At 73.2% G+C, this 20,694-nt stretch carries 14 protein-coding genes; 6 read left to right on the forward strand and 8 right to left on the reverse strand.

From position 1 onward, the window contains the following. Positions 1 to 31 precede the first annotated feature (31 nt). Entirely contained in the window at positions 32 to 1,423 is a 1,392-nt protein-coding gene (locus tag ABZ714_RS13930; RefSeq protein ID WP_358825424.1) for an MFS transporter, read from the forward strand. 40 nt (positions 1,424 to 1,463) lie between these two features. Here ABZ714_RS13930 and ABZ714_RS13935 read toward each other — a convergent pair whose 3' ends face one another. Further along, positions 1,464 to 1,988: an FBP domain-containing protein gene (locus ABZ714_RS13935; RefSeq protein ID WP_358825425.1), complete on the reverse strand. Its 525-nt coding sequence runs from the start codon at positions 1,986 to 1,988 to the stop codon at positions 1,464 to 1,466. Between the two features lie 312 nt (positions 1,989 to 2,300). Between ABZ714_RS13935 and ABZ714_RS13940 the strand changes: the two genes are divergently transcribed. Further along, positions 2,301 to 2,798 carry a hypothetical protein gene (locus tag ABZ714_RS13940; protein WP_358825426.1) on the forward strand — a complete coding sequence of 166 codons (498 nt, stop codon included), beginning with the start codon at positions 2,301 to 2,303 and terminating at the stop codon, positions 2,796 to 2,798. 24 nt (positions 2,799 to 2,822) lie between these two features. Here ABZ714_RS13940 and ABZ714_RS13945 read toward each other — a convergent pair whose 3' ends face one another. Next, positions 2,823 to 5,060, reverse strand: a complete 2,238-nt coding sequence (locus ABZ714_RS13945) for an acetate--CoA ligase family protein (protein ID WP_358825427.1) — start codon at positions 5,058 to 5,060, stop codon at positions 2,823 to 2,825. Between the two features lie 610 nt (positions 5,061 to 5,670). On the opposite strand from ABZ714_RS13945, the gene ABZ714_RS13950 reads away from it, so the two are divergent. Next, positions 5,671 to 5,814: a hypothetical protein gene (locus ABZ714_RS13950; protein WP_358825428.1), complete on the forward strand. Its 144-nt coding sequence runs from the start codon at positions 5,671 to 5,673 to the stop codon at positions 5,812 to 5,814. Positions 5,815 to 6,071: 257 nt separating this feature from the next. Here the strand turns inward: ABZ714_RS13950 and ABZ714_RS13955 are convergent, their stop codons facing one another. The 4 genes from ABZ714_RS13955 to ABZ714_RS13970 all read right to left on the reverse strand — a co-directional run bounded on the left by ABZ714_RS13955 (position 6,072) and on the right by ABZ714_RS13970 (position 9,784). Further along, on the reverse strand, positions 6,072 to 7,301 hold the full coding sequence (locus ABZ714_RS13955) for an NAD(P)/FAD-dependent oxidoreductase (RefSeq protein WP_358825429.1): 1,230 nt from the start codon (positions 7,299 to 7,301) through the stop codon (positions 6,072 to 6,074). Positions 7,302 to 7,632: 331 nt separating this feature from the next. Continuing rightward, the gene (locus tag ABZ714_RS13960) at positions 7,633 to 8,346 is read right to left on the reverse strand and encodes a pyridoxal 5'-phosphate synthase (RefSeq protein ID WP_358825430.1); all 714 of its coding nucleotides are present in this window, start codon (positions 8,344 to 8,346) and stop codon (positions 7,633 to 7,635) included. 100 nt (positions 8,347 to 8,446) lie between these two features. Beyond that, positions 8,447 to 8,788: a DUF5713 family protein gene (locus ABZ714_RS13965; RefSeq protein ID WP_358825431.1), complete on the reverse strand. Its 342-nt coding sequence runs from the start codon at positions 8,786 to 8,788 to the stop codon at positions 8,447 to 8,449. A gap of 123 nt (positions 8,789 to 8,911) precedes the next feature. Further along, positions 8,912 to 9,784: an aminoglycoside phosphotransferase family protein gene (locus tag ABZ714_RS13970; RefSeq protein WP_358825432.1), complete on the reverse strand. Its 873-nt coding sequence runs from the start codon at positions 9,782 to 9,784 to the stop codon at positions 8,912 to 8,914. 341 nt (positions 9,785 to 10,125) lie between these two features. On the opposite strand from ABZ714_RS13970, the gene ABZ714_RS13975 reads away from it, so the two are divergent. Further along, entirely contained in the window at positions 10,126 to 15,120 is a 4,995-nt protein-coding gene (locus ABZ714_RS13975) for a SpaA isopeptide-forming pilin-related protein (protein WP_358825433.1), read from the forward strand. A gap of 291 nt (positions 15,121 to 15,411) precedes the next feature. Beyond that, positions 15,412 to 16,245: a L,D-transpeptidase family protein gene (locus ABZ714_RS13980; RefSeq protein WP_358825434.1), complete on the forward strand. Its 834-nt coding sequence runs from the start codon at positions 15,412 to 15,414 to the stop codon at positions 16,243 to 16,245. A 325-nt stretch (positions 16,246 to 16,570) separates the two neighbouring features. Here ABZ714_RS13980 and ABZ714_RS13985 read toward each other — a convergent pair whose 3' ends face one another. Further along, positions 16,571 to 17,218, reverse strand: a complete 648-nt coding sequence (locus ABZ714_RS13985) for a TetR family transcriptional regulator (RefSeq protein ID WP_358825435.1) — start codon at positions 17,216 to 17,218, stop codon at positions 16,571 to 16,573. 235 nt (positions 17,219 to 17,453) lie between these two features. Then, complete coding sequence (locus ABZ714_RS13990) at positions 17,454 to 17,627, reverse strand: hypothetical protein (RefSeq protein ID WP_358825436.1); 174 nt, start codon at positions 17,625 to 17,627, stop codon at positions 17,454 to 17,456. Positions 17,628 to 17,865: 238 nt separating this feature from the next. Here ABZ714_RS13990 and ABZ714_RS13995 point away from each other — a divergent pair, with 238 nt between their 5' ends. Further along, positions 17,866 to 20,310, forward strand: a complete 2,445-nt coding sequence (locus ABZ714_RS13995) for a PQQ-binding-like beta-propeller repeat protein (protein WP_358825437.1) — start codon at positions 17,866 to 17,868, stop codon at positions 20,308 to 20,310. The last annotated feature ends 384 nt before the right edge of the window (positions 20,311 to 20,694 follow it).

Below are 20,694 nucleotides of genomic sequence, written 5' to 3' on the forward strand. Positions count from 1 at the left end.
TCCTAGCGAATGCTGTCCTTCGGGCCACTCGATGCGCCGCCCCGGCCGCCGGAAGCTGGTGCCCGTGACCGATGTGACGCACAGACCCGCCCCGCCCCGCTCCCGTCCCCGCCGCAGGCCGCACCGCGCCTGGTCCGTGGCCGCCGTCACCTTTGTGACGATCATCGGCGCGGCCGGTTTCGCCTCCCTGCCCGGACTGCTGATCGATCCGCTGCACCAGGAGTTCGACTGGTCGCGCGGCACCATCGGCTTCGCGGTCTCGGTCAATCTCGCCCTCTACGGGCTGACCGCGCCGTTCGCCGCCGCCCTGATGGACCGGTTCGGGATCCGCCGGGTCGTCGCCTTCGCCCTCACCGTGATCGCGGCCGGGTCGGCGCTGACCGTCACCATGACCGCCGCCTGGCAACTCGTCCTCTTCTGGGGCGTACTGGTCGGCCTGGGGTCCGGCTCCATGGCCCTCGCCTTCGCCGCGACCGTCACCAACCGCTGGTTCGTCGCCCGGCGCGGACTCGTCACCGGCGTCCTCACCGCCGCGGGCGCCTCCGGCCAGCTCGTCTTCCTGCCCCTGCTGTCCTGGCTGGTGGAGGAGCGCGGCTGGCGGCCGGCCGCGATCACCGTCGCGCTCTGCGCGCTCGCCGTCGTACCCCTGGTCTGGCTGCTGCTGCGGGACCACCCGGCGGACATCGGCGTCTCCGCGTACGGCGCCGAACACTTCACGCCCAAGCCGCCGCCGGTGAGGGGCGCGGCCCGGCGGGCGATCACGGTCCTGTTCGACGCCGCCCGTACGGGGCCCTTCTGGCTGCTCGCCGGAACCTTCGCGATCTGCGGCGCCACCACCAACGGGCTGGTGAAGACCCACTTCGTACCGGCCGCCCACGACCACGGGATGGCGATCACGGCCGCCGCGTCGCTGCTCGCCGTGATCGGGGTCTTCGACGTCATCGGGACGATCTTCTCCGGCTGGCTCACCGACCGCTACGAGGCCCGGCGGCTGCTCGCCGTCTACTACGCCCTGCGCGGTGTGAGTCTGATGTTTCTGCCGATGCTGCTGGGGCCCAGCGTCGAACCGCCGATGATCTTCTTCATCGTCTTCTACGGACTGGACTGGGTGGCCACCGTCCCGCCGACGATCGCGCTCTGCCGCGCGTACTACGGCGACGACAGCGCGATCGTGTTCGGCTGGGTACTGGCATCGCACCAGGTCGGCGCGGGAGTCGTGGCCTTCGCGGGCGGTTTGGCGCGGGACGCCTTCGGCTCGTACGACGTCGTCTGGTACGCCTCCGGGGCGCTCTGCGCGGTGGCCGCCCTGATGGCTCTCGTCTTCCGGCGCCACCGGCCGGACGAGCCGTCGGCGGAGCTGGAGCCGGAGCCGGTGGCTGAGGCGGAGGCCGCCGGGCCGGGAGAGCGGGCGCCTGCGGGCTGAGACCCGGGGCGCGGGAGGCCCCGGGGCGCGGCGGCGCGGCTCAGTCGGCCAGGACCTTCTCCACGAACGCGGCGAGATTCCCCGACATCCGGGCCGCCTTCTCCTCCGTCGTCAGGCTCTCCTCGTGCTGCCGGGTCCGCAGCTTCGGCTGCCGCTTGCCGCGGATGTAGAGGGAGCAGGCCAGATCGGCGCAGAAGTAGATACCGACCGTGCTGCCCTCCCGGCCGCGCGGGCCCGCGAGCGGCGCGACGAGCAGGGAGACCCCGGAGGACGCATGGCCGGTCAGACAGATATTGCAGAGGCTCGACTTGAACGCGCTGGTATTGCTGCTGCCCGGCACCCGCAGGCTCAGTCCGAGCGGGGCCGGGTCGTCCCGGCCCGGGAGCAGCTCGCCGGGGACGACGAGATAGGCGCGCTGGGGCGCGCCCGGGTCGATCCAGCCCAGGAAGTCGAGGTCCGCCCAGGGGGTGTCGCCGAACTCCGCCGGAAGCCGGAGCCGCTTCGCCTCCCCCTTCGTACAGTTCACGAAGGACGAGCGGATCTGTTGATCGGTGAGCGGTTCCATGAGACCGACGATAGGCAGCCGGGGCGCCCCGGGCATCCCGATTTCCGGTGGACCGTCTCCCCGGCCACCGGGAACGGCCACCGGAAACGGCCGTCGGAAGCGGGTGGGGAGGGCACCCGAGGGGGGCCGATCCGTGCGGCGTATTGTCCGGAGTGACGGGGTCCGGTCAAGGACTCCCGGCGTACGAGGGGTCGTCGTCCTGTGTCCGTCTGCCTGCTCTCACGGCTTACTTCGGTCTCTGCGGCTCCGACGGCTTCGTTCCCGTATCTCCGGCGTTATCTGCGCCCGGCGACCACGGGCTACGCCTCCGCCGTGGCCCAGCTCGCCGTAGTGGTCGTCGCCGGATCCCTCATGGCCGCCGGGCAGGAGGGCAGCCCGGCGCTCGCGGTGGTGCTGGCCCTGGCCGCCGTGGTCTACCTCCCCGTCGTCGCCCTGATCGGCGGGGCCCTGGTCGCCCTGGCCTACGTACTGCCCGTACTCGCCTTCGCCGAGTGGGCCGCCGGCCACCGGGGCGGATCCGTACCGGCCTGGCGGGCCGGGGCGGTACTGGGGCTCGGGGCGCTCTACGCCGTACCGTTCGGCGTCGGGGACCCCTCCGGCTACCTCCTGACCTGGGCGCTGGTCTGCCTCTCCGCCGTACTGCCGCTGACCGTCGCGGACCGGACGGACCGGACGGACCGGGCCGGAGGTACGGCCGGGGGCGGGACCGGGCGGGCCGGACGCCTTCGGCTCGCCCCCTGGGTCTGGGGCTTCGCCCTGTTCTGGCTGGCCGGTGTCGTCATCGGCTGTGCGGCGCTCCTGGCGCCCTGATCCGGGGCGCCGTTCTGGCGGGGCTCACCGGCAGACCGCCAGGGCGTCCAGCGCCACCGCGCCCTGACCGCGCGGCAGCACCATCAGCGGGTTGATCTCCAGCTCGGAGAGGTGATCCCCCAGCTCCAGGGCCATCCGCTGGACCCGCAGCACCACCTCCACCAGGGCGTCCACATCCATCGGAGGGCCGCCGCGCACCCCGTCCAGCAGGGCCCGGCCGCGCAGTTCGGCCAGCATGGCACGGGCCTGGGCCTCGCCGAACGGCGGTACGCGGACGGCCGTTTCCCGCAACACCTCGGCCAGCGCCCCGCCCGGTCCGACGGTGACCGTGGGGCCGAAGACATCGTCCCGGCCGACGCCGACGACCAGCTCCGCGCCCCGCTCCACCAGTTGGCAGACCAGAACACCGTCCAGGTCGGAGCCCTCGTGCCGGGCGATGTCCGTCAGCTCCCGGTAGGCGTCCCTGACCTGGCTCGCCGCGGTCAGCCCGATCTTCACCAGACCCAGCTCGGTCCGGTACGCCAGGCCGCTGCCCGATGCCTTCATCACCACCGGGTAGCCGACCTGTCCGGCCGCCCGGACCGCGGCCGCCGCGCTGGTCACCAACTGCTCGCGGGGGACCCGTATCCCATAGGCCCGGAGCAGCTGCTTCGCCGCGTGCACACTCAGCCGGGCGCCGGGTCTCAGCAGTTCCCGCGCCTTGCGGAACGAGGGCGACGGGGTGCGGGGCGCCTCGTCGAACGGGGAGCGGTAGCACGCGCTGAACCGGTGGTGGTCGAGATAGGCGCGGACGGCGGTCACACAGTTGGCGAAGGTACGGAAGGTGGCCACCCGGGAGGAGCCCAGCAGGGTCTCCCGATAGGCCGCTTCGGTGCCCACGGGGGAGCCCCAGACCACACAGACCAGCTTCTCCGTCGTCTCCGCCGCCGCCACCAGATCCCGCGCCAGCCGGTCGCTCACCGGCGGGCAGGGGCCGGGGACCGGGCAGATCAGTACCCCGACGTCCGGGTCGGCCAGAAGCGCGTCGATCGTCTTCCGGCCGTCGCCCCGGCCGTCCGTCCGGCGGTCGGCGTCGTCCGCCGGATCGGCCGCCCCCGCGGACTCCGGGACCCATAGGCGCGGCTCGGGCTCTCCCCCCGACGTGAGCGAAGACAGCCGCAGCCCGGCGGCGGCGGCCAGACCGGCGAAGTGCGCGCCGGTGCCGCCGGAGACCGAGTGGACCGCGATACCGTCGGCGAGCGGCGGCCGGGCCCGGGCCAGCAGGGCCGAGACGTCCTGGAGTTCGTCGGGTCCTTCGACCCGGATCACCCCGAACTGCCGCATCGCCGCGTCCACGACCCGCTCGGCACCGGGCGGCTTCCCCGGCCGCGAGGCTGCCGTCCCGGCGCCGGGCTCCGTACCGCCCACCCGGACCGCGACCACCGGGACCCCGCGCCGGGCGGCCCGGTCGGCGGCGAGCAGAAAGGACCGGCCGTCCCCGAGCCCTTCCACCTGGCAGGCGATGGCGCCGACCTCCGGCCGCTCCGCGAAGTAGGAGATGAAGTCGGCCGTCTCCAGATCCGCTTCATCGCCCGTGGTCGCCCAGTGGGAGACCCGGATGCCCAGCTCTTGCAGGGCGAGGACGGGCCGCCCCTCGGGCCCGCACCGGGTGACCAGGGCCACGGCCGGACCTTCGAGGTCGTCGCGGAACTCCTCGAAGGCACCGAGACCGGCGCCGGGGCCGAGCAGCCGGATCCCCGCCCGCCGCACCGCGTCCGCCGGCCGGGCCCGGGCCGCCGCGCCCTCCTCGCCGGTCTCCGCGTACCCCGGGGCGGGGGCGGGGACGACCGCGAACCGGACTCCGGCCCCGGCCAGTTCGCCGACGAGCGGCAGCGGATCGCCGGCCAGCAGCACCGCGACGTCGACCGGCTCCGGCAACTCGCCGACCCGGGGGACGCAGGGCAGACCGAAGACCTCGGCCCGCTCCGGATGTACGGGATGGAGCCGGGCGCCCGAACGCGCCGCCCAGTCGATCAGCCGGCGGGTGATCGCGGCATTCGGCCCGCCCTCGGCGTCGGACGCCCCGACGACGGCGATCGCGGCCGGGCGGAAGAAGCGGTCGAGATCGGGCACGGGCGCGTGCAGCGGGCGACCGCCGGCATCCGTCTCCCCGGCCGACGCGGCGCCGGGGCCGGTGTCGGGTACGGCGCCGCCGTGTTCCCCACAGGCGACGACGCGTGCGCGGAGATCGGAGGTGAGGGTGCCATGAGTGGATCCAAGCATCGGTGAGCCCCGCTCCTGCTCGTTGTTCCGACCCGTTGCCGGGCCGGAAGGGGTCGGGTAGGACCGGGTCGTCGGGTGCGCGCCGGGCGCACGTGCTTCGGAATCTCGCCGACCCTTTGCTGACTCGAAGTCAGATCAACGGCCCGACGCCGTGCCGGAAACAGGCGTACAGGGAAAGGGCGGTGCCATCGTGCTCGTCATGACCCTTGCCAATTCTTTACCCTCCGGACCTGTTCTCAGCCGCCGATATTCGGACGGAGTGTTCTGCGCCCCATCCGCCCCGTGCCTGCGGACCCGTCGATCACCAGCGGTGGGGCCGGGTCCGGCAATGGCCGGAACCCGACCTCCCGTACTCCGGCGCGGTGGCGGACCGCCCCCGGCCCCCGGGGGTGGAGCCTCGCCCGCCCCGGGCCCGGCGTCCGCACGCCGGTGCCGGGGCCGGAGCCGGGCGCCCGGACCGGCCCCTCCGAACCGGCGGCGCTGAGCTGCGCCGTAATAGGGGAGAGATGATGAATCGCTCTCACGTACGATGCCCAGGCTGACAACAACGGGGTGGGGGCCGCCGGATGGCGCATGGTCACACCCTTGCGATGAATCCGGAGGAAACGCAATGAGTGTGTTCAAACGACCGCTGGGCCCGCCCCTGGCCGGAAAGGGTGGGAACGAGGTCTTCCCGGCCTCGGTGGACCCCGAATGGGAGCCCGGTACGGCCTCCGCCGACCCCGAATGGGAGCCCGGCAACCACTCGTCGTGAGCCACGGCGACCGTAGTTGACGTACCGCCGCGCCCCGCGCGGTAAGGCAGAGAACCGGTGACCGGACGCGGCCGGCGCCGGATACTCAGCCTCTACGTCCCGCGGCCCGCCCAGGCGGGGAGATGTTCCGGAAGACGCGCGGTGAGGGCGAACCCGCGCGCACGGGAACACGACGCGGAAGAAGTACGAGTACGACCGCTCGGGCGCATCGCGCGACGGGCGAAGCAGCGGTGACTCGGCGCCGGTTCAGTACCGGTTCAGCGGCGCGCGACGGCCTTGGCGATCTTCGGGGCGTCCAGGGCGATCTCCCGCAGCATGCCCGAGATCGGGTTGGTGAAACCGGTGAAGTAGAGACCGGGTGCCTCCGCCGGAGACCGGCTGCCCCGAACCCGCGGTCCGCCCCGGCCGTCCAGTACGCCGAGATGGCCCAGCATCTTCCCGAGACCCCGCTCGTACCCCGTCGCCGCGATCACCGTGTCCGGCGTCAGCCGCGTACCGTCCGCGAGGACCACCGCGTCCCCGTCGAACGACTCCACCGCCGCCACGGGCCGCACCCTCCCCTTCCGTACCGCCCGCACCAGACCTGTGTCCTGGACCGGGATCGCCCCCTGCCCCGCCCGGGTGTAGAGCCCCTCCGCCGGGCGCGGCAGCCCGTACGCGGACAGATCGGGGACGGCGATCGCGGCCTGGAGCCGGGCCAGCCGGTCGACCAGGAACACCGGCAGCCGCCGGGCCGCGATCGCGCTCCGCTGCGACGGCCAGCCCAAGGTGGTGCGGCGCACGATGTGCGGGGGTGTGCGGACCGCGAGCCCGACCCGGGCCGCGCCGCCGTCGGCCAGGTCCACCGCGATCTCCGCGCCCGTGTTGCCGACCCCGACGACCAGTACGTCCTGGTCCGCGTAGGGCGCCGGGTCGCGGTAGTCGCCGGCGTGGATCAGGTTCCCGGTGTACGAGGCCGCGCCCGGCCACTCCGGCAGCCTCGGGGTGTGGTTGTAGCCGGTCGCCACGACGACCGCGCGGCCCGTGAGCCGCCGTCCGCCGGTCGCGTGCAGCAGCCAGCCGGGCCGCTCCGCGCCCTTGCGCCCGCGTCTCCCGGGGGGTCTCCGCTTCTCGGCGGGCTTCTCCTGTCCCCCGGTCGCGTCGCCGCCCGTCGGCGGCAGCGGATCGACCCGGGTGACCTCGACGCCCGTCACCACTTCCAACTCGTGGAAGTCGGTGTACTTCTCCAGATAGCGGACCATGTCGGCCCGCGAGACCCAGCGCCCGAAGGCCCGGGGGAGCGGCAGCCCCGGCAGCCCCGAGAGCCGTCGCGGGGTGTGCAGCCGCAGCCGGTCGTAGTGCCCGCGCCAGGACGCCCCGACCGCCGGGGACTTCTCCAGCACCACCGCCCGGACGCCGTGCGCGCGCAGTGCCGCGGCCGTCGCCAGTCCGGCGGGGCCGCCCCCGATGACATAGACGGGCAGGTCCGCGGTGCGGTCGATGTCCATAACGCGTGAGCGTAATCGCGCGGTCACTTGATGGGTCTCAGTCAAGAAGGGAATCGATTGCGAATTGATCACGCGGGATCGCGGGTGTTCGTTTTCGTTCGAGTGGCCTTGATTTCTGTTCGGTCGGGCGGTGGTTCGCCGTCCTGGCCTCGGTCTCCCCGTACGCGCGCGGGGCGGGGCGATCCGGATCCGTACGCGCGGCCTCGTCCCCCTCGGCGACGCCCCGCCGCTCGCGGACACCGTCCACACGCACGCCCGTTGGCACGGCATACCGCTGGAGATCCGGGGGCGGGCCCGGCCGTCCGGAGCAGGACGGGGCGGTGGTCCGTGATCAGGGCCAGAGGAGGGTACGGGTCCACGCGGGGGCCGGGCCCTCGTAACGGAGCCGGACATGGCGGCGGGCCGCGTCCCCCTGGAAGAACTCGACCTCCTCCGGCGTCAGCGCGTACCGCGTCCAGGTCGGGACCGGCGCGTCCGGGTGCGACTCGGCCCGCAGCCGGGCCGCCCGGCTCGCCTCGGCGAGGGCTGCCAGATCGGGCAGGGGGGCGCTCTGGCGGCCGGTGAGCGCCGCCGCGAGCGCGCCCGTCGACCGGGCGTGCAGATCCGCCAGGCTCTCCGTGGCGCCCAGGGCCTCCACCCGGCCGCGGATCCGGATCTGCCGGGCCCGCGTCGGCCAGTAGAAGCAGAGCGCCGCCTCGGGCCGGGCCGCGAGCTGGCGTCCCTTGGTACTGGTGGAGTGCGTGGCGAAGTGCCAGCCGCGTTCGTCGGCGTCGTGCAGCATCACGATCCGTACGTCGGGCGCTCCGTCGCCCTCGCCCGCCGTCGCCAGCGACATCGTGTGCGGCTCCGGCTGCCCCGCCGCCACGGCCTCCGCGAACCAGCGGTGGAACAGCGGCAGCGGCGCGTCCGGCGCCCCCGCCGGGTCGAAGGAGGGCAGCGGATGGGCCCAGACGCGCTGCGCGTGCAGCAGCGCGCGGAACTCCTCCTGCGACGGGGTGGGTTCCGGGGCAGGGTCGGGGCCGGGTGCGGCGGGCGGCACGGTCATCGTCCGATCGTCCCAGACGGGGGCTCCGGTCCGGAGGACGGTCGCGTCCGCGGGGTGCGGCTGTCGGGCCCGGCTGCCGCCGGCCCGCCCCCTGGCGGGCCTACCAGTCGCGGGCTTCCACCAGGTCTTCCATGTCCGCCGAGGGGAAGCCGTACGCCTTCGCCACGAAGTAGAAGTCCGTGGCTATCTCGTCCCGCGCGACCGTCTCGATCTCGCTGTCCGCCGCCCACAGCTCTTCCTGGAGCGCGTTGAACCGCTCCGTCGCCTGCTCCGTCAGGGCGTAGAGCGCCGGGAGGTCCGCCGGGCGTTCCCGCTCGATCCGGACGCAGAGGTCCTGGAGGATCACGGCGCCCTTCTCGATCAGACGCAGCGGGTAGTACGTGTCTCCGCGCAGGGCCTTGAGGAAGATGTGCCCGGCTACCTGCTCGTTGGTGATCGTCATCGTGTCGTCGTCCCGCCCTCGCCGTGCGTATGCCGTTCGGCCGGCCTCTGTCGTCCGTTCCGTTTTTTCGCCGTCCGTTCCGATGGTGCACCACGGCACTGACAACGGGCCCCGCCGCCGGGTTCAGAGGTCGAGCGGGGTGAGCTGCCAGGCCCGGCGGCGCTGGGCGCGGAGCAGGTCGAGCGGGCTGTCGTCGGAGCCGTAGAGCCGGTCCGCGAGCCGGGTCAGGGTGTCGCAGCGGGCCAGCCAGACGCCCCGCAGGCAGACGTCCGGGCCGTACGAGGCGAGCGCCGACGCCCGGACGGCCGCCGGCGCGCCGATGGAGATCGCGAGCCCGGCGATGTCCTCGGCCGGGTCGCCGAGCGCCGCGTCGGTCCAGTCCAGAACGCCGGTGATACCGCCGTCGTCGCCGGTGAGCAGATGCTCGCCCTTGAGGTCGTTGTGGAGGAGGACGGCCGAGTCCGGCGCGGCGGGCTGCGGGGCGTCGGTCAGGCGGCGGTGGACGAGCCCGGTGTCCAGGGAGTGGTCCGCCGCCAGCCGCCGGGCCGCGACGAGCGCCCGTTCCCCCACTTCGGCCGGGTCGCGGACGGGTTCGGGCGGCAGGGCGGGGCCGGTGGCGTCCCCGGGGTCGTAGGCGCGCAGGGCCGCCAGCAGCCCGGAGAGGTCCAGTTCGCCCGCGCCGGAGACCGGCCGTTCCTCGGCGGAGCGGCCGGGGAGCCGGTTGTCGACGGTGTACGAGAGCCCGGGCGCCCATTCGCCCGTCGCCAGGCTGCCGGGGACGGGGACCGGCAGCCGGGGGCGCAGGGCGTCCCGCAGGGCGACCTCCCGGCGCTGACGGACGGTCACCTCCTCGTCGCCCGCCAGCCGGAGGACCCGGTCGTCGCCGATCAGCCAGGTCGCGTGCTCGCTTCCTTCCGCGACCGGGTGGACGGGGGTCCCGTCGAGGGCGAGCAGGCGTCGTACGGCATCGGCGTCGAGGGCCGCGGGCTGGCGCATGAGGAGTCGTTCCCGGTCGGATCGTGGGCGGGGCGGGGCGGGGCGAGGGTGGTGGCGGCGGTGGCGGCGGTGGAACGGGGGATGCGCCGCCGCCCGGTCACGGCCGAGCCTGCCCCCCGGTGTCCGGCGGCGCCAACGAATATCCACCGTTCCGTCACGTCCGGAGCGACCGCCCCGCTACCGCCACTGAGTCCAGTGCCGTTCCCACGGGGGGGTGATTGTCCGATCTCTCCGGGCGACGCCCGAAGAGTGTCGCCGATACCCCGGTGACCCCCCTGATGAGCCTGTACGGCGGAGGTCCGTAACGGGACATTCCATACCTAACGAGAGAAGTCGATGTGATGAGAGCAGTTCTCGCGCGGCTGCGACAACGCTCCTGGACCACGGGCGTCGCCTGTGCGGTCCTGGCGGCGTCCGCGCCCGCGCTCGCGCTGGGGCCGGGTATGGCCTCGGCGGCGCTCGCGGCACCGGCCCCGGAAACGACGGTCACGTCGGCCGGGGCCGGTACGGCTGAGGAGGGCGGCCGGAGCGACGGCGCCCGCGGTGCGAAATCAGCCAAGGGAACCAAGGGAGCGAAGGGAGCGAAGGGGGCAAAGGGCGATGCCGCCGGGAAGTCCGGGGCCCGTGCCCTCAAGCCCCTGAACCTGCACAAGACCCAGCAGCTCCGGGCCCCGCTGCCCAGCGGACTCGGGCCCTGCATCCCGGGCACCCCGCCCTGTCCCGACCCGTATCCCCCGATCAACAACGGACCCATCGCGGGCCGCGACAACAACATCAACATCTTCGCGGGCGGCAACTTCAACGTCCGCGAGCGGGCGGCGGAGGCCGAGGGCAAGGTCGTCGTTCTGGGGAACTTCGACCAGGACAAGGTCGCGGGCGCCAGTTCGATCTACAACATCGGCATCGTCGGTGTGGGATCGCGGGTCCCCCCGGACGACGGCACCGACTTCCTCACCACGGGCGGGAACGTCACCGTCGCGGCGGGCGAGAGCCTGCTCGCCGACGGCGGCAACGTACGGTACGCGGGCACCCTCACCGGGACCGTCACCGGCACTCTCATCCAGGACCCGGACGCGGCGGCGCCCTACACGGCGCTGCGCGACGAGCTGACCAGCGCCAGCCAGTGCTACGCGCGGACCGAGGACGGCGCCGACCGTCCGGCCACCGGCACCGCCGTCAACGAGGGCGGCCAGACCACCTTCACCGGTGACGGCACCTCGGCGCTCCAGGTCTTCAACGTCGACTTCGACATGCAGACGAACACCGGCGGACAGCAGGGGCTCGTCTTCAACAACATCCCGGCCAACGCCACCGTCCTGGTGAACGTGCTGGGAGCCAACCGCACCATCAACACCTACAGCGGCAGCCCCTTCGACACGGACCCGCTGAACCAGCTCCGTGAGCGGCTGCTGTGGAACTTCCCCGACGCCGCCACGGTCGGCCTGCGGGGCACCGGCCAGTTCCAGGGCAGTGTCCTGATCGGCAACCAGTCGTCGAACACGACCGTCACCCTGCCGGGTACCAACGGCCGGTTCTTCTCCACCGGCAACATCACCCACACCAGTGTCGTGGGCGGCGGTGGCGGCCAGGAGTTCCACGCCTACCCCTTCGAGGGCGATCTGCCCGACTGCTCCGTCGTGGTCCCGACCGCGCCGGTGACGGTCGTGAAGGAGGACGCGACGACGGGCGCGCCGCTGGCCGGCGCGACCTTCCAGCTCTGGGAGGAGACCAACGGCGTCGCCGGACTCCAGACCACCGGCGTCTCGCCCGACTCCCAGATCGGTTCCCCCTGTGTGACCGGGGCGAACGGGCAGTGCTCCCAGACCGTCCAGCCCGGTACGTATTACTGGCAGGAGACGGCGGCCCCGCCCGGGTACGACCTCCCGGCCAACCCGGTCTTCCCGGTCGTGCTGACCGCCGCCGACGTTCCGGCGGGTGTCACCGTCACCGCCGACAACAGCCGGACCCCGGTCACCGGTGAGGTCTCGGTCGTGAAGACCGACTCCGAGACCGGCGAGCCGCTGGCCGGCGCGATCTTCGAGCTGTGGCAGGAGACGAACGGTGTCGCCGGTCTCCAGACCTCGGGCGCCGACCCGGACGCCCAGTCGCTGCCGGACTGCACCACGGACATCTCGGGCGAGTGCGCCAGGATCGTGCCCACGGGTACGTACTACTGGCGCGAGGTCGCGGCACCGCCCGGGTACGACCTGCCCGCCGTCACGGTCTTCCCGCTCACCCTGACCGAGGAGAACGCGGCGCAGGGCGTGACCGTCACCGTCGAGAACGACCGGACCCCGGTACCGCCGGGCGAGGGCCCGGTGACCGTGGTCAAGGTGGACTCGGAGACGGGCGCGCCGCTGGCGGGCGCCGTCTTCCAGTTCTGGCAGGAGACCAACGGCGTCGCCGGACTCCAGACGTCCGGTGCCACACCCGACACCATCGTTCCGCCGGACTGCACCACCGACGCCCAGGGGCACTGCACCCGGGAGGTGGTCGCCGGAACGTACTACTGGCGCGAGATCACCCCGCCGCCCGGCTACCAGCTCCCGGCCAACCCGGTCTCCACCCTCACCCTCACCGAGGGCGACATCCCCGACGGGGTGTCGGTGACGGCGGAGAACGTGGCGATCCCGGAGCCCCCGGTCACGGGTGATGTCACGGTCGTCAAGGAGGACGCCGCGACCGGCGCCCTGCTGGCGGGCGCGGTGTTCCAGCTGTGGGCCGAGACCAACGGGATGCCCGGTCTCCAGACCACGGGCGCCGACCCGGACCTCATCCTCGGCGCGCCCTGTACGACGGGTGCCGACGGCGAGTGCACCGCCACCGTCGAGACCGGCCAGTACTACTGGCAGGAGACGGCGGCCCCGCCCGGGTACGACCTTCCGGCGAACCCGGTCTTCGGTCCGCTGGTGCTGACCGAGGAGAACGCGGCCGACGGAGTCACGGTCACCGCCGAGAACACGGCGACCCCGCCGGTCCGCGGTGATGTCTCCGTGGTCAAGGAGGACTCGGTGACGGGCGCCCCGCTCGCGGGTGCGGTGTTCCAGCTCTGGGAGGAGACCAACGGGATTCCCGGTCTCCAGACCATCGGCATCAACCCGGACACCACGATCGGCGCCCCGTGCACCACGCCCGCCAACGGCACGTGCACGGAGACCGTCGAGGTCGGCCAGTACTACTGGCAGGAGACGGCGGCCCCGCCCGGGTACCAGCTCCCGATGAACCCGGTCTACCCGATCACCCTGACGGCCGAGAACGCCCAGCAGGGCGTGAGCATCACCGCCGAGAACACGGCGATCCCGCCGGTCACCGGCGATGTCACCGTGGTCAAGGAGGACTCGGTGACGGGCGCCCTGCTCGCGGGCGCGGTGTTCCAGCTGTGGGAGGAGACCAACGGGATCCCCGGTCTCCAGATCGGCGGCGCCGACCCCGACACCACCGTCGGCTCCCCGTGCACCACGGGTGTCGCCGGTGAGTGCACCGCCACCGTCGAGGTCGGCCAGTACTACTGGCAGGAGACGGCGGCCCCGCCCGGCTACGACCTTCCGGCGAACCCGGTCTTCCCGGTCACCCTGACCGAGGAGAACGCTCCGCAGGGCGTCACTGTGACGGCCGAGAACACCAGGACGCCTCCGGGTGAGGCGCCGGTCACGGTGATCAAGGTCGATGAGGAGTCGGGTGACCCGCTGGCGGGTGCGGTGTTCGAGCTGTGGGAGGAGACCAATGGCGTCGCCGGTCTTCAGACCACGGGGATGAACCCGGACACGCTGCTGCCGCCGTCGTGCACCACCGCCGTGAACGGCCGGTGCAGCCGGGATGTGGTTCCGGGGACGTACTACTGGCGTGAGACCCAGGCCCCGGCGGGTTATGACCTGCCCGCGAACCCGGTGTTCCCGATCATCCTGACCGAGAACGAGATCCCGGGCGGCGTCACCGTCACCGCCGAGAACACGGCGACCCCGCCGGTCACCGGCGACGTGTCGGTGGTCAAGGAGGACTCGGAGACCGGTGCCCCGCTGGCCGGCGCGGTGTTCGAGCTGTGGCAGGAGACCAACGGCGTCGCCGGTCTCCAGACCTCGGGTGCCGACCCGGACACCTCGATCGGCGCCCCGTGCACCACGCCCGCCAACGGCACGTGCACGGAGACCGTCGAGGTCGGCCAGTACTACTGGCTGGAGACCCAGGCCCCCACGGGCTACGACCTTCCGGCGAACCCGGTCTTCCCGGTGACGCTGACGGAGCAGAACGCTCCGCAGGGCGTCACTGTGACGGCCGAGAACACCAGGACGCCTCCGGGTGAGGCGCCGGTCACGGTGATCAAGGTCGATGAGGAGTCGGGTGACCCGCTGGCGGGTGCGGTGTTCGAGCTGTGGGAGGAGACGAACGGCGTCGCCGGTCTTCAGACCACGGGGATGAACCCGGACACGCTGCTGCCGCCGTCGTGCACCACCGCCGTGAACGGCCGGTGCAGCCGGGATGTGGTTTCGGGGACGTACTACTGGCGTGAGACCCAGGCCCCGGCGGGTTATGACCTGCCCGCGAACCCGGTGTTCCCGATCATCCTGACCGAGAACGAGATCCCGGGCGGCGTCACCGTCACCGCCGAGAACACCCGGACGGCCCCCGTCCGCGGTGATGTCTCCGTCGTCAAGGAGGACTCGGAGACCGGTGCCCCGCTCGCGGGCGCGGTGTTCCAGCTGTGGAAGGAGACCAACGGGATTCCCGGTCTCCAGACCATCGGCATCAACCCGGACACCACGATCGGCGCCCCGTGCACCACGCCCGCCAACGGCACGTGCACGGAGACCGTCGAGGTCGGCCAGTACTACTGGCAGGAGACGCAGGCGCCGTCGGGGTACGACCTCCCGGCCAACCCGGTCTTCCCGATCACCCTGACGGAGGGCAACGCCCAGCAGGGCGTGACCGTCACCGCCGAGAACACCAAGACCGCGACCCCGCCCACCGGCGAGATCGAGGTCCACAAGACCGACGCCAAGAACGGCAAGGACCTGGAAGGCGCCGTATTCGAGCTGTGGGAGGAGACCAACGGCGTCGCCGGTCTCCAGACCAGGGCCACGAACGGCACCCCCGCCGACACCCGGATCGGCCAGGGCTGCGCCACGGACAACGAGGGCAGCTGTGTCTTCGACGAGTTGGCGCTCGGTACGTACTACCTGCTGGAGACCGACGTACCCGAGGGCTACGTCCTTCCGGCGAACCCGGTGAAGGGCCCCTTCACCATCACGGCGGACAACGCCGACCAGCCCGTCCTCGTCGAGGTCGCCAACAAGCGCGGCGAGCCCGGCAAGGGCAAGGGCGGCAAGGGCAAGAAGTGACAACCGAAGTGACAACCGCATAGCGGGGCGGCGTACGGCCGGGCCACCGGCCGGAGCCGTACGCCACCCGCACCGATCGGAGACGCGGACGCGCCGGACACCACCGGCCGTCCGCGTCTTCGTGTGTCTTCGTGTGTCTTCGTTCGGCTTCGTTTGTCGTACTTACCGCGCCAGATGCCCTTCGCGGCGCCGTTCTTCACCTTTTCGGACCGCCTCCCGGGCGCGCCCCGGCCACCGCTGATAACTGTGGTCTGGGGACATAGGGGGGTAGCCACGAGGACGGAGCGCCGCATGCGACGCAAGCAGATACGGCAGCAGCCCGGTCGGCCGGACGGCCCGCACCCGGACATAGTCCGGAAGGCGGCGACCGCCGGAACCGGTACCCGTGGAGCGGTGGCCCGCCGGGGCGCCCGGGGCCGGGGGCCGGTCGGTACGGGCGCCGCGGGGATCGCCGTCGCCGCCCTGCTCGCGGGCGCGGGCGCGGTCGCCCCCGCCGCCGCGGCCACCGGCACCGCCGGGGGCCGCGCGGCCGAGTGCACCGCCGGTACGGGGCCGTACCAGCGGGCCCTGGAGGAGTATCTGAAGCGGCCCGTGGACGGCGCCCAGTCCGCCGAGGACTGCGCGGCCATCCGCGGCTTCCAGGCCGCCAACGGCATCGACCCGGCGGACGGCTACGCCGATCTGGAGACGTACCGCACGATGGTCGCCGTCAAGGCCCGGGCCAACCCGAACGCGGCGGGCAAGTGCCCCGTCCGCACCTACCGGGTCACCTGCGTCGACCTCGACCGGCAGCTCCTGTGGGTGCAGAAGAACAAGAAGGTCGTCTTCGACCCGGTACCGATAAGGACCGGCCGCGACTCCGAGGAGACCCGGCTCGGCTGGCACACCATCTACTGGCGCAGCCGCGACCACGTCTCCACCATCTACGACGACGCGCCCATGCCGTACGCCCAGTTCTTCGACGGCGGCCAGGCGCTCCACGGCCGGCTCGACAATCTCTACGACGGCGGCGGCTCGGCGGGCTGCGTCAATCTGCGGCTGGCGGACGCGGCCGAACTGTGGGACCTGCTGGCCGTCGACGACTCCCTGTACATCTGGGGTACGAAGCCGGGCACCGCGGGCTGACGGGCTGACGGGCCGGGGCGGCTGAGGGCCGGGGGGGCTCCGGCACCGACCGTGACAGCGGGGCGCCCGAAGGCGGCGCGGCGGCGCGGCGGCGCGGGCGAGCGCGCCGGGTCCGGGGCCGGGCAGGCAAAGGCAGGGGGGGAAGCGGGGGAGCGGTGGGGAGCCCCGTAGAGATACCGGCGGTGAACGGGTGCCGGTGCGCGGGGGACGCGCGGGGGGATACGCGCGAAGACGTGAGCCGCGCGAGGATGAGGAAGAGGTGTGGGGGGTGGGCCGTACGGGTGATGGAGCGACGGGCGGCGCGCTGCCGTACGCCGTGCCGTCGCTACTTCAGCGGCTTCTTGCCCGTGATGCCCAGATGTACCAGCAGCGCCAGGTTCGGCCGCAGCTCCGCCTGCTTCACACCCCAGGTGGTGAAGCCCTTCTGATGCGACGCCACCGCCGCCAGCATGACCACCAGGGATCCCGCCACCGCCGCCGGACTGACGTCCTTGTCGATCCGGCCCTTCGCCTGGAGCTCCTTCACGGCCTCCGTGAGGGAGTTCGTGACCGAGTTCAGGATCTTCATACGGATCTTGTAGAACCGCTTGTCGCCCTCGGCGGCGCCCAGGTCCACGACCCGCAGGATCGCGTCGTTGCGGCGCCAGAAGTCGAGGAAGCCGTCGACCAGTTCCTCCGCCGACTGCCAGGCGGCCTTGCCGGTCCAGGAGCGGCCCGCGACCAGTCCGGTCAGGGCCGCGCCCTCCTTGGCCATCTCCTCCGCGATCTCCAGTACGGCACCCTCGACATCGGGGAAGTACTGGTAGAAGGTCGCGGGGGAGGTGCCCGCCTTCCGGGCGACGTCGATCACCTTGACGTCCCGGTACGGCGACGAGCTGAGCATCTCGCCGAGGCAGTCCAGCAGCTTCTGCCGCGTCGCCTGGCCGCGTCGTCCGGCCACTCGGCCGTCGACAGTGCGTACTTGTCCTGTCATGCCGTCAGCTTACCGAGGGGTGATCAGCGCGCGATTCGGCCGACTGCAAATGGGGTGTCCGGCCTGCCGGGAGCGCCCCGAAGACCCTTTCCGTACCCCTTCCGTATCCTCTCCGCCGCCCGCCGGGACCCCTGGGGGAACCTTCGTTCGATTCCGAAAGGCGCAGGTGGGCCGCTGTTCCTCCGGGACGGCTCACCCCCTTGCCCCATTTCTGCGTCAAGGATCGTGGAACCCGTCACTCCGCCCGGCCGTCCGAGAGCTGTCGCAGAGCCGTCCGGGCGCCGTACGGGAACCGCCGGGGGAGCCGCCCGGGGCCCGCCGCGAGCACCCGGCGGACCCGTTCCGGCCAGGACGAATCGTCGTACTCACCGACAATCGGGATGCGGACCGGCGGAGCGGGGTACGACATCGGCGGTAGGAGCCGGAACGAGGAGGGGTGCGGAAATGCGGGAAGCGACGGCTCCGGCCTGTCCGACCTGCCCGGATCCGGGTGAGACACCCCGATCCGCCCCCGGGTTCGCCACCGTCGCCTCCGGCAGGAAGAATCGGCGGTGCGCGACCGCAGCGGGGCTCGGCGGTGGAACGCCGCACAGGGCCGGGAAGGACGGGCCCGCAGGAGCCGGGGCCCGTACGGGGAGGTGGCAGGGATGGAGCAGCTGACGCAGCACGACCCGAGACGGATCGGTCCGTTCGAGGTGCTGGGCCGGCTCGGCGCAGGCGGCATGGGGCTCGTCTATCTCGCCCGGTCGGCGTCCGGCCGCCGGGTGGCGATCAAGACCGTCCGTACCGAACTCGCCGAGGACCAGCTCTTCCGGGTCCGCTTCACCCGCGAGGTCGAGGCAGCCCGCGCCGTCAGCGGCTTCTACACCGCCGCCGTGGTCGACGCCGACCCCAGGGCCGCCGTGCCGTGGCTCGCCACCGCCTACGTACCGGCGCCGTCGCTGGAAGAGATAGTGAACGAGTGCGGCCCGCTGCCCGCCCGCGCCGTCCGCTGGCTGGCGGCGGGCATCGCGGAGGCCCTCCAGTCCATCCACGGCGCCGGGCTCGTCCACCGCGACCTCAAGCCCTCCAACGTCCTCGTCGTCGAGGACGGGCCCCGGGTGATCGACTTCGGGATCGCGTCCGGGGTCTCCAACACCCGGCTCACCATGACCAACGTCGCCGTCGGCACCCCCGCCTACATGTCGCCCGAGCAGGCCCGCGACTCCCGCAGCGTCACCGGCGCCAGCGATGTCTTCTCCCTCGGCTCCACCCTCGTCTTCGCCGCCACCGGACACGCCCCCTTCCACGGCGCCAACCCGGTCGAGACCGTCTTCATGCTGCTCCGCGAAGGGCCCGACCTCGAAGGGCTGCCGGCGGAGCTGCGCCCCCTGATCGAGTCCTGTATGGGAATGGACGCGGCGGGCCGCCCCTCCCCCGAGGACCTCCAGGCCCAGCTCGCCCCGCACCTCTTCGCCTCCGGCGGCGACGACAGCGGAACCGCCTCGGCCTGGCTGCCCGGCCGGTCCGTCGCCATGATCGAGGCGCGCCGCGGAGTGGGCCGTACGGTGTCCCCGGTGGCACCGGCCGCCGCCCCGCACGCCGCCGCTCCGCCCGTGCCGCCGCCGGGCGTCCACCAGGGCCCGGCGCTGCCGCCGCCGCCCGCGCGCCCGCCCCGGCGCGACCCGGGATGGGCCCGGGGGAACAGCGCCGCCGACCCGCGGACCGGGGCCGTCGCCCCGGCCGCCGCCGGGGCCTCCGTCCAGCTCCCCGGGGTCGCCGCCCCCATCGGCCCCGGGCTGCGGATCGCGGACGCGCGGGGGCCGCTGCCCGGCTCCCCGCCCGGTACCGGCTGGGTCCGCCCGCCCGGCGACCGGACCAACGGCACGGCCGCCCCCGCCGCTCCCTCTGCCGCCGCTGTCGTACCGGCGGCGCCCGCCCGGCCGCCCACCCCCTCGTCGCCGTCGCTGCTGCCCGACGGCACGGGCCGCTGGCGGCCCTGGCGGTTCCGGATGTCCAACGACGTCTGGGGCACGCCCGTGGTCGCGGACGGACTCCTCTACGTCACCTCCTTCGAGGTCCACGCCCTCGACACCGGCACCGGCCGCCGCCAGTTCAAGACCCGCGACGTCGCCTGGTCCATGACCCTCGACGGCGGCCGCATCCACGCCTCCGACGGGCCCACCCTCTACGCCCTCGACGCCGCCGACGGCCGCGAACGGTGGCGGCTCTCCACCGAGTCCTGGGTCTACTCCCTCCAGGCCGACCGGGGCACCGTCCTCACCGGCACCCGGGGCGGCGGCGTCCAGGCCTGGGAGGCGGCCACCGGCAACCGGCTCTGGGAGCTGGCCGGCGCCCAGGCAGAGTTCGAGACCGCCCAGGCCGGTCCGGTGATCTCCGGCGACACCGTGTACGTCTGGAAGGAGGCCAGGCTGCGGGCCCTGGAGGCCAGGACCGGCAACGAACGCTGGTCGTACCCCGTCGGCGACGCGGCCTCCTGCGGCAACGTCCCGGTCCGGGTCCACCCCGCGTCCGACGGCTTCGTCTACGTCTGTGCCGGGACCCGGGTCATCGCCCTCGACATCGCCACCGGACGGGTCCGCTGGCACTTCGAGTCCCCCGCCGTCTTCCTCTCCCCGCCCGCCTTCGCGCCCGGACCCGCCGTCGCGGGCGGCGGCGTCTACCTCGCCGACTACCTCGGCACGGTCTACGCCCTCGACGCCACCACCGGCAAAGACCGCTGGCGGATCGCCACCGAGGCCCGGCAGTCCGTCGAACCCGTCCTCGTCACCGGCGGCAACGTCCATGTCGGCAGCGGCTCGGCGCTCTACACCCTCGACGCGGTCGCCGGAACCCCGCTGTGGCGCTTCGCCGCGGGCGGCGAGGTCGTCGGCGCCCCCGTCGCCGCCGACGGCCGGGTCCACTTCGGCTCGGCGGACCATGTGCTGTACACCCTCGACGCGACGGGCGGCCAGCTCCGCTGGAAGCTCGCCACGGGCGGCGAGATCACCGGCTCGCCGGTGGTCCGCGACGGAGTGGTGTACGCGTGCAGCAAGGACCGCTGCGTGTACGCGCTGGACGCGACGAAGGGGACGGCGACGGGGCGTCGCTGACGCGGAGTGGTCGGGGGCGGGGCGGGTCGCGTCCGCGGGGGTCCGCTTGCCGGCCGACCGCCCGCCGGTGGGTGGTTGCTCGCGCGGTTCCGCCCCCTGTGCCTTCGGCGATGGGGGGACCCCCCAGCGCCTCGGCCCTCCGGGTGAGGCCCACGCCTCCCGCCCAGCCGGGCTGGATGTCGTCGGGCGACCGCGCGCCGTCGTGGGCCGTTCGCGCAGTTCCCCGCGCCCCTCAACGCTCTCCCCTGCACCGCCCCTGGTAAGGAGGGCCCGCCTTTTGGAAGGGGCGGTCAGAAGGGCAACCCAGGGGCTCGGGGAACTGCGAGACAAGCCACAGGCGGCGCGCGGTCGCCCGACGACATCAGGCCGCCGGGCGCGGCCCGG

Source organism: Streptomyces sp. NPDC006798, assembly GCF_040635975.1.
In the GTDB taxonomy this organism is placed as follows: Bacteria; Actinomycetota; Actinomycetes; order Streptomycetales; family Streptomycetaceae; genus Streptomyces.

Coding starts and splice junctions, on each gene's coding strand:
- ABZ714_RS13930 (WP_358825424.1), top strand. CDS start 32: ATGCGCCGCCCCGGCCGCCGGAAGCTGGTGCCCGTGACCGATGTGACG.
- ABZ714_RS13935 (WP_358825425.1), bottom strand. CDS start 1,988: ATGGAACCGCTCACCGATCAACAGATCCGCTCGTCCTTCGTGAACTGT.
- ABZ714_RS13945 (WP_358825427.1), bottom strand. CDS start 5,060: ATGCTTGGATCCACTCATGGCACCCTCACCTCCGATCTCCGCGCACGC.
- ABZ714_RS13950 (WP_358825428.1), top strand. CDS start 5,671: ATGAGTGTGTTCAAACGACCGCTGGGCCCGCCCCTGGCCGGAAAGGGT.
- ABZ714_RS13955 (WP_358825429.1), bottom strand. CDS start 7,301: ATGGACATCGACCGCACCGCGGACCTGCCCGTCTATGTCATCGGGGGC.
- ABZ714_RS13960 (WP_358825430.1), bottom strand. CDS start 8,346: ATGACCGTGCCGCCCGCCGCACCCGGCCCCGACCCTGCCCCGGAACCC.
- ABZ714_RS13965 (WP_358825431.1), bottom strand. CDS start 8,788: ATGACGATCACCAACGAGCAGGTAGCCGGGCACATCTTCCTCAAGGCC.
- ABZ714_RS13970 (WP_358825432.1), bottom strand. CDS start 9,784: ATGCGCCAGCCCGCGGCCCTCGACGCCGATGCCGTACGACGCCTGCTC.
- ABZ714_RS13975 (WP_358825433.1), top strand. CDS start 10,126: ATGAGAGCAGTTCTCGCGCGGCTGCGACAACGCTCCTGGACCACGGGC.
- ABZ714_RS13980 (WP_358825434.1), top strand. CDS start 15,412: ATGCGACGCAAGCAGATACGGCAGCAGCCCGGTCGGCCGGACGGCCCG.
- ABZ714_RS13985 (WP_358825435.1), bottom strand. CDS start 17,218: ATGACAGGACAAGTACGCACTGTCGACGGCCGAGTGGCCGGACGACGC.
- ABZ714_RS13990 (WP_358825436.1), bottom strand. CDS start 17,627: ATGTCGTACCCCGCTCCGCCGGTCCGCATCCCGATTGTCGGTGAGTAC.
- ABZ714_RS13995 (WP_358825437.1), top strand. CDS start 17,866: ATGGAGCAGCTGACGCAGCACGACCCGAGACGGATCGGTCCGTTCGAG.